This is a genomic window from Halocynthiibacter sp. SDUM655004 (assembly GCF_026015885.1).
In the GTDB taxonomy this organism is placed as follows: domain Bacteria; phylum Pseudomonadota; class Alphaproteobacteria; order Rhodobacterales; family Rhodobacteraceae; genus Falsihalocynthiibacter; species Falsihalocynthiibacter halioticoli.
Genome location: NZ_JAPDUG010000001.1, coordinates 1019832 through 1031752, shown reverse-complemented (window position 1 = coordinate 1031752; position 11921 = coordinate 1019832). Strand labels below are relative to the sequence as shown.

Below are 11921 nucleotides of genomic sequence, written 5' to 3'. Positions count from 1 at the left end.
TGAGGGGTGCGCCCTCTATCTTCGAACAGGACGAACGCGGCGGGCCGTTCCCCGCCGCATATCCTTGTTATTCCACAATTTCCGCTGTTTCCAAAACAGCATGGAGCAGCACATCCGCGCCTGCGGCGGCCCATTCCTTGGAAATCTCCTCGGCCTCATTATGCGACAGCCCGTCAACGCAGGGGCACATTACCATGGCCGTGGGAGCAACACGGTTGATCCAGCATGCATCATGCCCTGCACCCGAGATTATGTTCATATGGCTGTAGCCAAGGCGTTCAGCCGCATTGCGCACGGCCGTTACGCAGTTTTCATCAAAGGCCACCGGATCAAACCCGCCAGTCTTTTTGAACGAAACCTCGAGCCCCATTTCATCGCAGATCTTTTTGGCGCCGTCCTTAAAACGGCTTTCCATATCTTCGATCACCTCAAGCTCTGGGCTACGGAAATCAACGGTGAACACGACCTTTCCAGGGATCACGTTGCGCGAATTGGGGTATACATCAATATGCCCCGCTGCACCAACGGCATGAGGCGCGTGCGACAGCGCAATCTGGTTCACAAGCTCAAGGCAATGCGCAAGCCCAAGACCCGCATCGCGGCGCATCGGCATCGGAGTCGAGCCTGTGTGCGCGTCTTTGCCGGTGATTGTGACTTCGGTCCATGACAGCCCCTGCCCGTGGGTGACAACGCCAATGTCTTTGCCCTCGGCCTCAAGGATCGGCCCTTGTTCGATGTGCAGCTCAAAAAAGGCGTGCATCTTGCGCGCGCCGACTTCTTCTTCACCGCGCCACCCGATCCGCGCCAGTTCATCACCGAACTTTTTGCCCTCGGCATCTTCGCAGTCATAGGCCCACTCTTGCGTGTGCATGCCCGCAAAAACACCAGACGCCAGCATCGCGGGGGCAAAGCGCGTGCCCTCTTCGTTGGTCCAGTTGGTGACGACAATGGGATGCTTGGTCTTTATGCCAAGGTCATTCATTGTTCGTAGCAGTTCCAATCCGCCAAGAACCCCCAACACACCATCGTATTTCCCGCCGGTGGGTTGGGTATCTAGGTGGCTCCCCACATAAACTGGAAGCGCGTCCGGGTCTGTCCCTTCGCGATGGGCAAACATGTTGCCCATCTGGTCCAGCCCCATCGTGCAGCCAGCCTCTTCGCACCATTCCTGAAACAAAGCGCGGCCTTCGGCGTCTTCATCGGTCACTGTCTGGCGGTTGTTGCCTCCTGCGACACCTGGCCCGATCTGGGCCATCTCCATAAGGCTGTCCCAAAGACGGTCGCCGTTGATTTTCAGGTTCTCTCCTGGTGCTGGCATGTGGGTTCTCTCCTGCTGCTGGCCTCGGTATTGCTTAGTCTAACGATTTAAGAACGTCGGCTAAGGTCCCGATAAGCTGGTCTATATGTTCTTTTTCGATGATTAGTGGCGGGCTCATGGCGATGATGTCACCCGTGGTGCGGATCAATACGCCCTTGTCATAAGCCTCTAGGAAGGCATTAAACGCACGCTTGGTTGGCTCACCGGCAATCGGCTCAAGTTCGACCGCGCCGATAAGACCCATGTTACGAATATCAATGACATGCGGCAGCCCCTTAAGGCTGTGAAGCGCCTCCTGCCAGTATTCAGCCATGCTGTCCGCGCGGTTGAACAAATCTTCTTCGCGATAAGTTTCAAGCGTTGCCAAACCTGCCGCACAGGCAACAGGATTGCCCGAATATGTGTAGCCGTGGAACAGCTCGATCATATGTTCGGGGCCTGTCATAAAGGCATCGTGAATTTCGCTTGTGGCAAGCACGGCCCCCATTGGAATTACCCCGTTGGTCAGCCCTTTGGCCGTGGTGATAAGATCAGGCTGAACGTCGAAATGCTCCGCTGCAAAGCTGGATCCCAAACGGCCAAACCCCGTGATAACCTCATCAAAAATAAGCAAAATACCATATTTCTTGGTCAACGCACGAAGCCGCTCAAGATACCCTTTCGGCGGCATAATAACCCCCGCAGACCCCGCCATCGGCTCGACGATCACGGCGGCGATCGTTTCCTCGCCGTGCAGCGCGACCATCCGTTCAAGATCATCGGCAAGCTCCCAACCATGCTCTGGCTGGCCCTTAGTATAGGCGTTCTTGTCGATCAGATGCGTATGCGGAAGATGCAGCGTCCCGTTGAGGTGCTGGCCAAACATCCGGCGATTGTTCACAAGACCGCCGACGGAGATTCCGCCAAAGTTCACACCGTGATAGCCCTTTTCGCGTCCAACAAGCCGTGTGCGGGTGCCCTGCCCAATGGCGCGCTGATAGGCGAGCGCGATCTTGAGCGCCGTTTCAACCGACTCTGACCCCGAGTTGGTGAAGAACACATGCTCCATGCCCTTCGGCGCAATATCGCGAATGGTGCTTGCCAGTTCGAAGGCTTTCGGGTGGCCCATTTGAAACGCTGGCGCATAATCAAGTTCGGCTACTTGTTTTTGGACTGCCTCGGTAATCTTGGGGCGCGCATGTCCCGCGTTACAACACCACAATCCTGCGGTGCCATCCAAAACCTGCCGCCCATCGGCCGTTGTGTAGTGCATATCCTTCGCCGCCGTAAAAAGGCGCGGTGCCTTCTTATACTGGCGGTTCGCCGTAAACGGCATCCAGAATGCCGAAAGGTCATTAGGGATATTTGTGTGATCGTTTGCCATAGGGCGGTCCTCCACATGAAATGCCTGTTCTTGGCGCATTTCGAAATTATTTGACCATTCGGTCAATCTCACGCTAGCAGAGAAGGTAAGTCAGTCAAGTTTTTCGACTCGGCTTTTTGCGTAAAAACTGCGCATTTGCACAGGATTCCACCACCTCCACGGGGGGAATGGTACTTTTTTACGCGAGAGGTTAAAAGCCGTGGCAATACGGTATCGCGCAAGCGGATACTCAGGCAGGAAAGGCCGGTTATGAACAGGAAAAAACCAAACACGCGCATCCAGCAAAAGAACACGGCAACGATTCTCGAGGCTGCGCTTGAAGTGTTTTCCCAGTTCGGGTTTCGCGGCTCGACACTGGACCAGATTTCCGAAGCCGCCGGCATGAGCAAGCCCAATTTGCTCTATTATTTCCCGTCCAAAGAGGCCATCCACGCAACCCTTTTGGAAGAGCTTATGGAGACATGGCTTGATCCGCTTCACAAACTAAACGCCGATGGCGAACCCCGCGCAGAAATCCTTGATTATGTGCGCCGCAAGCTTCAAATGAGCCGCGATTTTCCGCGCGAAAGCCGACTGTTCGCAAATGAAATTCTTCAAGGTGCACCGCGGATCGGTGGCGCGATCCAAGGGGAATTGAAGGACCTCGTGGACGAGAAATCAAAGGTGATCGAAGGTTGGATCGAAGAAGGCAAAATCGCGCGCGTTAATCCGCGGCACCTGTTGTTTTCAATCTGGTCTCTAACGCAGCATTACGCCGATTTCGACGTTCAAGTGCGGATGGTTCTGGGCGGCGAACATGTTGATCCCTTCCCTGATGCCGAAGCTTTTCTTGATACCCTGTTTACCCGATTGCTCGACGCGCATACGGCGTGAACAGAAAAAGGCCCGACGCGATCGCCGGGCCTTTTCATTGTAGATTTGCCGGAGACTATTCCGCAGCAACAACCGCTGGGTTGTTGGGGTGCTCTGTCCAGTTGGAATAATCGCCAACCTTTTCGCCTGTCCGCTCATCCACTTCGCCTTTTTCAAGCGTTTTCATGGTGATGCAATTCTCGACGGGGCACACATTCACACAGAGGTTACAGGCCACGCATTCGCTGTCGTCCACGGTGAACACCCGATCCTCAGACATCAAAATCGCCTGATGGCTGGTGTCTTCGCAAGCGGCATAGCAGCGACCACATTTGATGCAATCGTCTTGGTTGATGACAGCTTTGGTGACGTGATTGAGGTTAAGATACTGCCAATCGGTGACATTCGGCGTCGCTTTGCCAACGAAATCAGCTGTGCTTTCGTATCCTTTCTCATCCATCCACTGGCTAAGACCGGAAATCATTTCCTGCACAACTTTGAACCCATAGGTCATCGCCGCTGTACACACCTGCACATTACCAGCACCAAGCGCCATGAACTCTGCCGCATCGCGCCATGTTGTAATGCCGCCAATGCCGGAAATCGGAACATCCGCTGTTTCGGCATTGCGCGCGATTTCTGCGACCATATTCATCGCAATCGGCTTCACCGCAGGGCCGCAATAGCCGCCGTGCGTGCCCTTACCATCAATCATCGGCTCTGGACTCATTGCATCCAGATCAACCGAAGTGATTGAGTTGATTGTGTTAATCAGGCTGACAGCATCCGCGCCACCACGTTTCGCCGCTTCGGCGGGCTTGCGAATATCAGTGATGTTTGGCGTAAGCTTCACGATGACGGGCATCCGTGTGTTTTGCTTACACCAACGGGTGACCATCTCTATGTATTCCGGCACCTGACCCACAGCCGAGCCCATGCCGCGCTCTGCCATGCCGTGCGGGCAACCGAAGTTCAACTCAACGCCATCCGCGCCGGTCTCTTCAACAACGGGCAAGATTGCTTTCCACGCGTCTTCTTCACACGGCACCATCAGCGAAACGACTACCGCGCGGTCCGGATAATCGCGCTTCACCGCTTTGATTTCGCGCAGGTTGGTTTGCAGCGGACGGTCTGTGATCAACTCGATGTTGTTCAGGCCCAGCAAGCGACGGTCTGCGCCAAAAATTGCGCCATACCGCGGGCCATTGACGTTCACAACGGGCGGCCCTTCAGAGCCAAGAGTTTTCCAGACCACACCACCCCATCCGGCCTCAAAGGCGCGGCGGACGTTGTATTCCTTATCAGTTGGCGGGGCCGACGCGAGCCAGAACGGGTTGGGTGATTTAATGCCTACGAATGTGCTTGTTAGATCAGCCATGGCTTAGGCTCCTCCCATCAAATAGCTGTGTATGTCCTCGGCAGCGTCGCGCCCTTCGGCAACCGCAGTCACGGTCAGATCATCGCCGCCGCTTGCGCAATCGCCACCCGCCCAAATACCGGTGACGCTTGTTGCGCCAACCTCGGACACGGCAATCTTGCCACCGTCCATCGCCAGTTCTTCGGGCGCGCCCGAGAGTGTTTGGCCGATAGCTTTGAACACCTGATCGGCCTCAAGCGTTACGGTTTCACCCGTTCCCTTGAGCTTGCCGCCCTCGGTGGTGGTGTATTCGAATTCTACACCTTCAACCGCGCCATTCCCAATCACCTTTTTGGGTGCGGCATTATAGAGAATGCGAACACCCTTGGCTGTGGCCAGTTCTTGTTCATACTGGCTCGCTCCCATCGCGCCCTTATCGCGGCGATAGGCAATGGTCACGTTCTGCGCACCAAGGAGCTTGCTTTGAACCGCGGCGTCAACGGCGGTCATGCCGCCGCCGATCACCACGACATTGCGCCCGACTGACAGGGAGGACAGATCGTTTGACTGGCGCAATTCTGAAATGAAATCAACGGCATCTGCAACGCCGCTTTTGTCTTCGCCCTCGGCCCGAAGCGCATTGACACCGCCAAGCCCCATCCCGAGGAAAACAGCGTCAAACTCATCTTGCAGGCTGGCAAGCGTGAAATCTTTGCCAAGAGCCTTACCCGTTTCAAGGGTGATGCCACCGATTTTCAGCAGCCATTCAACTTCGCGCTCTGCAAATGAATCGACAGACTTATAGGCCGCGATGCCAAACTCATTCAGACCGCCCGCTTTCTTGCGCGCGTCATAAACAGTTACGTCGTGCCCTTTCATGGCCAATCGGTGCGCCGCAGAAAGCCCTGCTGGCCCCGCGCCCACAACGGCAACCTTTTTGCCCGTGGCATCCGCACGCGTATAAGGATGCTTGCCCGACTCCATCACCGTATCGGTTGCGTAGCGCTGAAGACGGCCAATCTCGACCGGCTTTCCCTCTGCAGTTTCCCGCACGCAGACTTCTTCACAAAGCGTCTCTGTCGGGCAAACGCGTGCGCACATACCACCAAGAATATTCTGATCAAAAATCGTCTGCGCCGCTGCTTCGGGGGTTCCCGTAGCAATCTGGCGGATGAACAGCGGAATATCGATGCTGCTCGGACAGGCCGTCATGCACGGCGCGTCATGGCAAAAGTAACACCGATCTGCGGCAACCAAGGCCTCGTGCGCCTCAAGCGGCGCGTGCAAATCGGCAAAGTTTTCCTTCAATTCGGTATCTGACAACCGTCCCGATGCGATTCCGGGGGTGAACTGGCTGTTCGGCATTTGAGCCTCCCTGCTGGCATTTTTATTAGGTAAAGCGTGGCATAGGTCCATTTTTTTATCAAATGGTAAATTTTGCCAGATTGCATTTTTCTTATGCATGCCTGATTTTTCAGCATTTTTTACGCATAGATGCTTTGCCGATAAGCGTTGCTCAGGCGAAAATTCGTGAAGTTGCCCCTATTAATTGGCGCAGGAATGCTTTTCTATCACGGTGCAACGGTCTATAAGCGTGCGAAACCGCGCGGCCGAGCAAAGGCGATAATAACGTGCGACGGAAACCATCGAGGACGGCATGACCAAAAAACATGAATCAGACGTGGCTTTTATCAAAGCACTCGCAGAACTGCTTAACGAAAACGATCTGACAGAGCTTCAGGTAAAGCGCGAATATGGCGCAGACGACAGCCTCAATGTCCGGGTGAGCCGGAAAAACGAGGTGGTCTCCGTTGCTGCCGCGGCGCCAGCACCTGTCGCGGCCGCACCCGCTGCCGCCCCTGCATCACCAGCAGCGACCCCTGCACCTGCTGCAGCGAGCGACGATCCTTCCGATCATCCGGGCGCAGTACCATCGCCAGTTGTTGGCACCGCCTATATGGCCGCAGAGCCAGGCGCGGCAGCCTTCGTTTCCGTCGGCGACAAAGTATCCGAAGGCGACACATTGATGATCGTCGAAGCGATGAAAACAATGAACCACATCCCGTCACCAAGCTCGGGCACTGTGAAACGTATTCTGGTGGCTGACGGCGACGCCGTTGAATTCGGCCAACCCCTGATGATCATCGAATAAGGCCAGTGGCAATGTTTGAGAAAATTTTGATCGCAAACCGGGGCGAAATTGCCCTGCGTGTGATCCGCGCGTGTCGGGAAATGGGCATCAAATCGGTGGCCGTTCATTCCACCGCGGATTCAGACGCAATGCATGTGCGGATGGCCGATGAAGCCATTTGTATCGGCCCCCCCTCCTCAACCGACAGCTATTTGAACGTGGCGTCGATCATTGCGGCCTGTGAAGTCACCGGTGCGCAAGCGATCCACCCCGGTTATGGCTTCCTGTCGGAAAACGCGGCCTTTGTTCAGGCGCTCGAAGATCACGACATCGCGTTTATCGGCCCAACGGCCGAGCACATCCGCACGATGGGCGACAAGATCACCGCCAAAGACACCATGATCAACCTTGGTGTGCCCTGTGTTCCCGGAAGCGCGGGCGGCGTTCCTGATTACGAAACTGCTGTGAAAGTTGCCGAAGAAGTTGGCTTCCCGGTCATTATCAAAGCAACCGCTGGTGGCGGTGGGCGCGGCATGAAGCTTGCCAAATCCATCGACGAGCTCGAAGTGGCGTTCCGCACAGCACGCGCAGAGGGCAAATCAGCCTTCGGTAACGACGAAGTCTATATCGAGAAGTATCTCGGCAAGCCGCGCCATATCGAGATTCAAGTCTTCGGTGATGGTAAAGGCAACGCTGTTCACCTTGGCGAGCGGGATTGTTCGCTCCAGCGTCGTCACCAAAAGGTATTCGAAGAGGCCCCCGGCCCCGTCATCACGCCTGAGCTGCGCGCCCAAATCGGCAAAACTTGTGCCGAAGCGGTTGCCAAAATCAACTATATCGGCGCTGGCACGATCGAATTCCTCTATGAAGACGGCGAGTTTTATTTCATCGAGATGAACACCCGCCTTCAGGTGGAACACCCTGTAACCGAAGCAATTTTCGGCGTGGACCTCGTGCGCGAGCAAATCCGCGTTGCCGCTGGCATGGATATGTCCTTCGGTCAGAATGACCTCGTGATCAATGGCCATGCGATCGAAGTTCGCATTAACGCGGAGCGCTTGCCAAACTTTGCGCCTTGCCCCGGCAAAATCACGCAATACCACGCGCCAGGTGGGCTTGGTGTGCGGATGGATAGCGCGCTGTATGACGGCTATTCGATTCCGCCCTACTACGATTCGCTTATCGGTAAGCTCATCGTTCATGGCCGCAACCGGCCCGAAGCCCTTGCGCGCCTCAAACGTGCATTGGGCGAGTTGATCGTTGATGGCGTGGCGACAACGCTGCCGCTGTTTGACGCCCTACTCGAAGAGCCGGAAATCCTGACGGGTGATTATGACATCCACTGGCTAGAGAAATGGCTCGAAACCAACCTAGCAGCCTAATCCAACGCCCGCCCATATTTGAGGCGGGCGTTTTTACTTTCCGCGACGGTTTATGACCACAGAGCTTACTCCCGAAATCCTGCTCAATGCCTATGCCGCGGGCGTGTTTCCGATGGCCGAAAGCCGCGACAACCCCGAGATTTTCTGGGTTGATCCGCAACATCGTGGCATCTTTCCCCTCGACGGTTTTCATATCTCTCGAAGCCTCGCGCGCAGCTTGCGCAAGGAAAGCTATCAAATCCACGTTAACCGTGATTTCGCCGCCTGCGTGAGTGCCTGCGCGGATCGAGAAGAAACATGGATTAACGATGAAATATTCAGCCTTTATAACGCCTTAAACGAACACGGCTTTGCCCACTCCCTCGAAGTTTGGGACCAAGATGCGCTTGTCGGTGGCGTTTACGGCGTCACTCTTGGCGGTGCATTTTTTGGGGAAAGTATGTTTTCTCGAAAGCGTGATGCCTCAAAAATCGCGTTGGCCTATCTGGTTGATCGACTTCGTCGATGTGGCTACGTGCTGTTTGATACGCAGTTCCTGACCCCGCATTTGGCGAGCCTCGGTGCTATCGAAATTCCGCGCGCAACTTACCGCGCCCAATTGGCCGATGCCTTACGCGTGGATGCGAATTTCTATTCGGATGCGTCGGTGCCTTCAGGCGCATCAATCGTGCAGCGCAACACCCAAACGTCGTAACGCGAATGATCGAGCGCATTGAGTGCCGGCGCAGATGCCATCATCCAGCCCTCAAATACCATCTGCCCGACAAGTTCATCCTTGATCGTCAGATAGGCATAGGCCTCGCCTGACGGGTTGTCAGCCGGATAGCGGCACTCGCCGAGTGTCACCAGAAGCGGACCAACCTTTGTTGAGGCGCCATTCTTTACCTCATAGTCGTCAAACCCTGTGGACACGCGATCCAAGCCACGCAAAACAGCGCCATTCGCCGTTTCAACCTGCTCCACCACTTCGCGATCAATGTCGCCGAAACTGGCATTGGCTCGACCATCAAGTATCTCGCGACCCTCTGGATCAATCGTAAAGATTCGGCCGATTTCTTCTTCGGTGACGGGCTCATCATCTGTGAGCCCCATGCCCTCTTCGAAGGAAGGCAGAACAGATTCGTCGATTTCTTGGGCATAAGCTGCCGAAGCCAACGAAAATCCGGCCACGCCCGCAAGGGCAATGTAAAAGGGGCGTAGTATCATTGCTCGGAAGACCCTGACACAAACTTGAGCAGCAAGGACACAAGGCTCACGGCGCTTTGTGTATCCTCGATCTCTGAGCCGGGTTCATAATTGAACGGAGATCCCCCCGGAACGATTTCAACAAAGCTACCGCCAAGCAGCCCTTCGCTTGCGATGGTAATCGCGCTGTCGTCAGGCAACTCAAGACCATTCAAGATCGAAATCTCTGTATCAGCGCGGAATGTTGTTGGATTAAGTTCCATTCCCGTGACGGTACCAATTTTGACGCCGCCAAGCCGAACATCTGTACCAACCGAGACGCCCTCAGCGGAGCGAAAACTGGCAGTAAGCGGATACCCAGAGGAGCGCGCACCAAAGCCTGTGGCCTGACTTGCGTAGGCCAAAAAACCAAGGGCAACGGCCAACACCACGCCCCCAACAACCACTTCGGTCGGGGAATCACTCATCTCTATTCAGGCTGCCAGGCTTCGTAATCGGAACGCACAGCAGGCTCGGGACGGCGCATGGACCCAGCCGGCGCATAGGCCGCCAGCGTACCGGTTGCGTTCTCCTCAAGCGGCTTTTCCCAATCTTTATGGGCAAGCGGCGCATCCTTTGGTGTTTCGTTCCATGTAAAATGCAGCCAGCCATGCCAATCCGGCGAAATGCGGCTCGCTTCGACGTTGCCGTTGTAAATCACCCAACGACGGCTTCCGTCTTTGTTCTGGTAATAGCGGTTGCCCTGTTCGTCTTCGCCAACTTGCTCCCCTTTGCGCCATGTGAAAAAGCGCATGCCGAGAGTTTCGTTGTTCCACCAAGTCAACAGGCTGAGAATAAAGCGCATAATGCCCTCCGAAATTACAGGGTAGATATGCCGTGTTTGTGCGCCGAGGTCCAGCCTGTTGCGGGCCCATGCGGGCAATTTGCCGCTGTTTTTCGCGCACTTCTGGCAAAGATCGGCGGATAAACGAAAAACGGCCCCGAAATCGGAGCCGCATATTCGCTGTGACGAGCTGGAATTATCCTGCGCTTACAGGCTCTTCCTTGGCGTCCTCGTAAACGAGAAGCGGTGCAGCTTCGCCTTTGACGGCCTCTTCGTTCACCACGACCTCTTTCACTTCGGTCAAACCGGGAAGGTCAAACATAGTGTCGAGCAGGATGTCTTCGAGGATTGAGCGCAAACCACGCGCCCCGGTTTTGCGCTCAATCGCCCGTGCGGCTATGGATTTGAGCGCGTCATCCGTAAAGGTCAGCTTGGCGTCCTCGAGTTCGAACAGAAGCTGGTATTGCTTCACCAATGCGTTTTTCGGCTTGGTCAGAATTGTAACAAGTGCGTCCGCATCCAGATCTTCAAGCGTTGCAATCACTGGAAGGCGGCCAACAAATTCAGGAATAAGACCGAATTTGAGCAAATCTTCAGGCTCAAGTTCTTGGAAAATCTCGCCAACGCCACGATCATCATTGCTCTTCACATCGGCGCCAAAGCCCATTGCGGAGCCCTTGCCGCGCTGCGCGATGATCTTGTCCAGACCCGCGAATGCACCACCACAAATAAAGAGGATGTTGGTCGTATCGACCTGCAGGAATTCTTGCTGCGGATGCTTGCGGCCACCTTGTGGCGGCACAGAGGCAACCGTGCCTTCCATGATCTTCAGCAGCGCCTGTTGCACCCCCTCGCCCGATACATCTCGGGTGATCGAAGGGTTGTCAGACTTGCGCGTGATCTTATCCACCTCGTCAATATAAACGATGCCGCGTTGCGCGCGTTCGACGTTATATTCACTCGCCTGAAGCAGCTTGAGGATGATGTTTTCAACGTCCTCACCCACGTAGCCCGCTTCGGTGAGGGTTGTGGCATCGGCCATTGTGAAAGGTACATCCAAAATCCGCGCCAACGTTTGCGCCAACAAGGTTTTACCGCAACCCGTTGGACCGATCAGCATGATATTGGACTTCGCAAGCTCAATATCGCCGGATTTTCCAGAGTTATTCAGGCGCTTGTAATGGTTGTGGACAGCAACAGAGAGCACCCGTTTCGCATGCCCCTGCCCGATCACATAATCATCCAGAACTTCGCAGATTTCTTTTGGTGTTGGAACGCCATCCGTCGCTTTCAGCCCGCTGGACTTTGTCTCCTCGCGGATGATGTCCATACACAGCTCGACACATTCGTCGCAAATGAAAACGGTTGGTCCGGCAATCAGTTTTCGCACCTCATGCTGGCTCTTTCCGCAAAAAGAGCAATAGAGGGTGTTTTTGCTGTCGCCGCTCGTCGTATTCGCCATTTTGATCCTCTGCTTGATCCTGTGTGGCCATTCGCGCCGAACCAAGCT

At 55.2% G+C, this 11921-nt stretch carries 12 protein-coding genes; 4 read left to right on the top strand and 8 right to left on the bottom strand.

What is annotated here, in order from left to right; genetic code table 11:
• Positions 1 to 67: 67 nt before the first annotated feature.
• Positions 68 to 1318, bottom strand: a complete 1251-nt coding sequence (locus N9C89_RS05100) for a Zn-dependent hydrolase (RefSeq protein WP_263952756.1) — start codon at positions 1316 to 1318, stop codon at positions 68 to 70.
• A 34-nt stretch (positions 1319 to 1352) separates the two neighbouring features.
• The gene (locus tag N9C89_RS05095) at positions 1353 to 2681 is read right to left on the bottom strand and encodes an aspartate aminotransferase family protein (protein ID WP_263952755.1); all 1329 of its coding nucleotides are present in this window, start codon (positions 2679 to 2681) and stop codon (positions 1353 to 1355) included.
• 249 nt (positions 2682 to 2930) lie between these two features.
• Here N9C89_RS05095 and N9C89_RS05090 point away from each other — a divergent pair, with 249 nt between their 5' ends.
• A complete protein-coding gene (locus tag N9C89_RS05090) occupies positions 2931 to 3554 on the top strand; it encodes a TetR family transcriptional regulator C-terminal domain-containing protein (protein ID WP_263952754.1) in 624 nt (207 codons plus the stop codon).
• A gap of 55 nt (positions 3555 to 3609) precedes the next feature.
• Here N9C89_RS05090 and preA read toward each other — a convergent pair whose 3' ends face one another.
• Both preA and N9C89_RS05080 read right to left on the bottom strand, forming a co-directional pair.
• Positions 3610 to 4911, bottom strand: coding sequence for an NAD-dependent dihydropyrimidine dehydrogenase subunit PreA (gene preA, locus N9C89_RS05085; RefSeq protein WP_263952753.1), 1302 nt, complete (start codon positions 4909 to 4911; stop codon positions 3610 to 3612).
• 3 nt (positions 4912 to 4914) lie between these two features.
• Entirely contained in the window at positions 4915 to 6255 is a 1341-nt protein-coding gene (locus N9C89_RS05080) for an NAD(P)-dependent oxidoreductase (RefSeq protein ID WP_263952752.1), read from the bottom strand.
• 292 nt (positions 6256 to 6547) lie between these two features.
• Between N9C89_RS05080 and accB the strand changes: the two genes are divergently transcribed.
• Genes accB through aat form a run of 3 tightly spaced genes read left to right on the top strand, consistent with a single transcriptional unit; the run spans position 6548 to position 9097 of the window.
• A complete protein-coding gene (accB, locus tag N9C89_RS05075) occupies positions 6548 to 7042 on the top strand; it encodes an acetyl-CoA carboxylase biotin carboxyl carrier protein (RefSeq protein WP_263952751.1) in 495 nt (164 codons plus the stop codon).
• Positions 7043 to 7053: 11 nt separating this feature from the next.
• Positions 7054 to 8403 (top strand): acetyl-CoA carboxylase biotin carboxylase subunit, encoded by a 1350-nt coding sequence (gene accC / locus N9C89_RS05070; protein ID WP_263952750.1) that lies wholly within the window; start codon positions 7054 to 7056, stop codon positions 8401 to 8403.
• A 52-nt stretch (positions 8404 to 8455) separates the two neighbouring features.
• The gene (gene aat / locus N9C89_RS05065; protein ID WP_263952749.1) at positions 8456 to 9097 is read left to right on the top strand and encodes a leucyl/phenylalanyl-tRNA--protein transferase; all 642 of its coding nucleotides are present in this window, start codon (positions 8456 to 8458) and stop codon (positions 9095 to 9097) included.
• On the opposite strand, the gene N9C89_RS05060 is transcribed toward aat, so the two are convergent.
• From N9C89_RS05060 to clpX, 4 genes are all read right to left on the bottom strand, one after another.
• Positions 9034 to 9609: a DUF2155 domain-containing protein gene (locus N9C89_RS05060; RefSeq protein WP_263952748.1), complete on the bottom strand. Its 576-nt coding sequence runs from the start codon at positions 9607 to 9609 to the stop codon at positions 9034 to 9036. The genes aat and N9C89_RS05060 overlap by 64 nt on opposite strands.
• Positions 9606 to 10055 (bottom strand): outer membrane lipid asymmetry maintenance protein MlaD, encoded by a 450-nt coding sequence (mlaD, locus tag N9C89_RS05055; protein ID WP_263952747.1) that lies wholly within the window; start codon positions 10053 to 10055, stop codon positions 9606 to 9608. Before mlaD ends, N9C89_RS05060 begins: the two co-directional genes overlap by 4 nt.
• A 2-nt stretch (positions 10056 to 10057) precedes the next feature.
• Entirely contained in the window at positions 10058 to 10432 is a 375-nt protein-coding gene (locus tag N9C89_RS05050) for an NADH:ubiquinone oxidoreductase subunit NDUFA12 (RefSeq protein WP_263952746.1), read from the bottom strand.
• A gap of 175 nt (positions 10433 to 10607) precedes the next feature.
• Complete coding sequence (clpX, locus tag N9C89_RS05045) at positions 10608 to 11873, bottom strand: ATP-dependent Clp protease ATP-binding subunit ClpX (RefSeq protein ID WP_263952745.1); 1266 nt, start codon at positions 11871 to 11873, stop codon at positions 10608 to 10610.
• Positions 11874 to 11921 lie beyond the last annotated feature (48 nt).

What these genes read in the sequence shown, in the direction of transcription:
- N9C89_RS05100 (WP_263952756.1), bottom strand. Translation starts at nt 1,318, where the DNA reads ATGCCAGCACCAGGAGAGAACCTGAAAATCAACGGCGACCGTCTTTGG.
- N9C89_RS05095 (WP_263952755.1), bottom strand. Translation starts at nt 2,681, where the DNA reads ATGGCAAACGATCACACAAATATCCCTAATGACCTTTCGGCATTCTGG.
- N9C89_RS05090 (WP_263952754.1), top strand. Translation starts at nt 2,931, where the DNA reads ATGAACAGGAAAAAACCAAACACGCGCATCCAGCAAAAGAACACGGCA.
- preA (WP_263952753.1), bottom strand. Translation starts at nt 4,911, where the DNA reads ATGGCTGATCTAACAAGCACATTCGTAGGCATTAAATCACCCAACCCG.
- N9C89_RS05080 (WP_263952752.1), bottom strand. Translation starts at nt 6,255, where the DNA reads ATGCCGAACAGCCAGTTCACCCCCGGAATCGCATCGGGACGGTTGTCA.
- accB (WP_263952751.1), top strand. Translation starts at nt 6,548, where the DNA reads ATGACCAAAAAACATGAATCAGACGTGGCTTTTATCAAAGCACTCGCA.
- accC (WP_263952750.1), top strand. Translation starts at nt 7,054, where the DNA reads ATGTTTGAGAAAATTTTGATCGCAAACCGGGGCGAAATTGCCCTGCGT.
- aat (WP_263952749.1), top strand. Translation starts at nt 8,456, where the DNA reads ATGACCACAGAGCTTACTCCCGAAATCCTGCTCAATGCCTATGCCGCG.
- N9C89_RS05060 (WP_263952748.1), bottom strand. Translation starts at nt 9,609, where the DNA reads ATGATACTACGCCCCTTTTACATTGCCCTTGCGGGCGTGGCCGGATTT.
- mlaD (WP_263952747.1), bottom strand. Translation starts at nt 10,055, where the DNA reads ATGAGTGATTCCCCGACCGAAGTGGTTGTTGGGGGCGTGGTGTTGGCC.
- N9C89_RS05050 (WP_263952746.1), bottom strand. Translation starts at nt 10,432, where the DNA reads ATGCGCTTTATTCTCAGCCTGTTGACTTGGTGGAACAACGAAACTCTC.
- clpX (WP_263952745.1), bottom strand. Translation starts at nt 11,873, where the DNA reads ATGGCGAATACGACGAGCGGCGACAGCAAAAACACCCTCTATTGCTCT.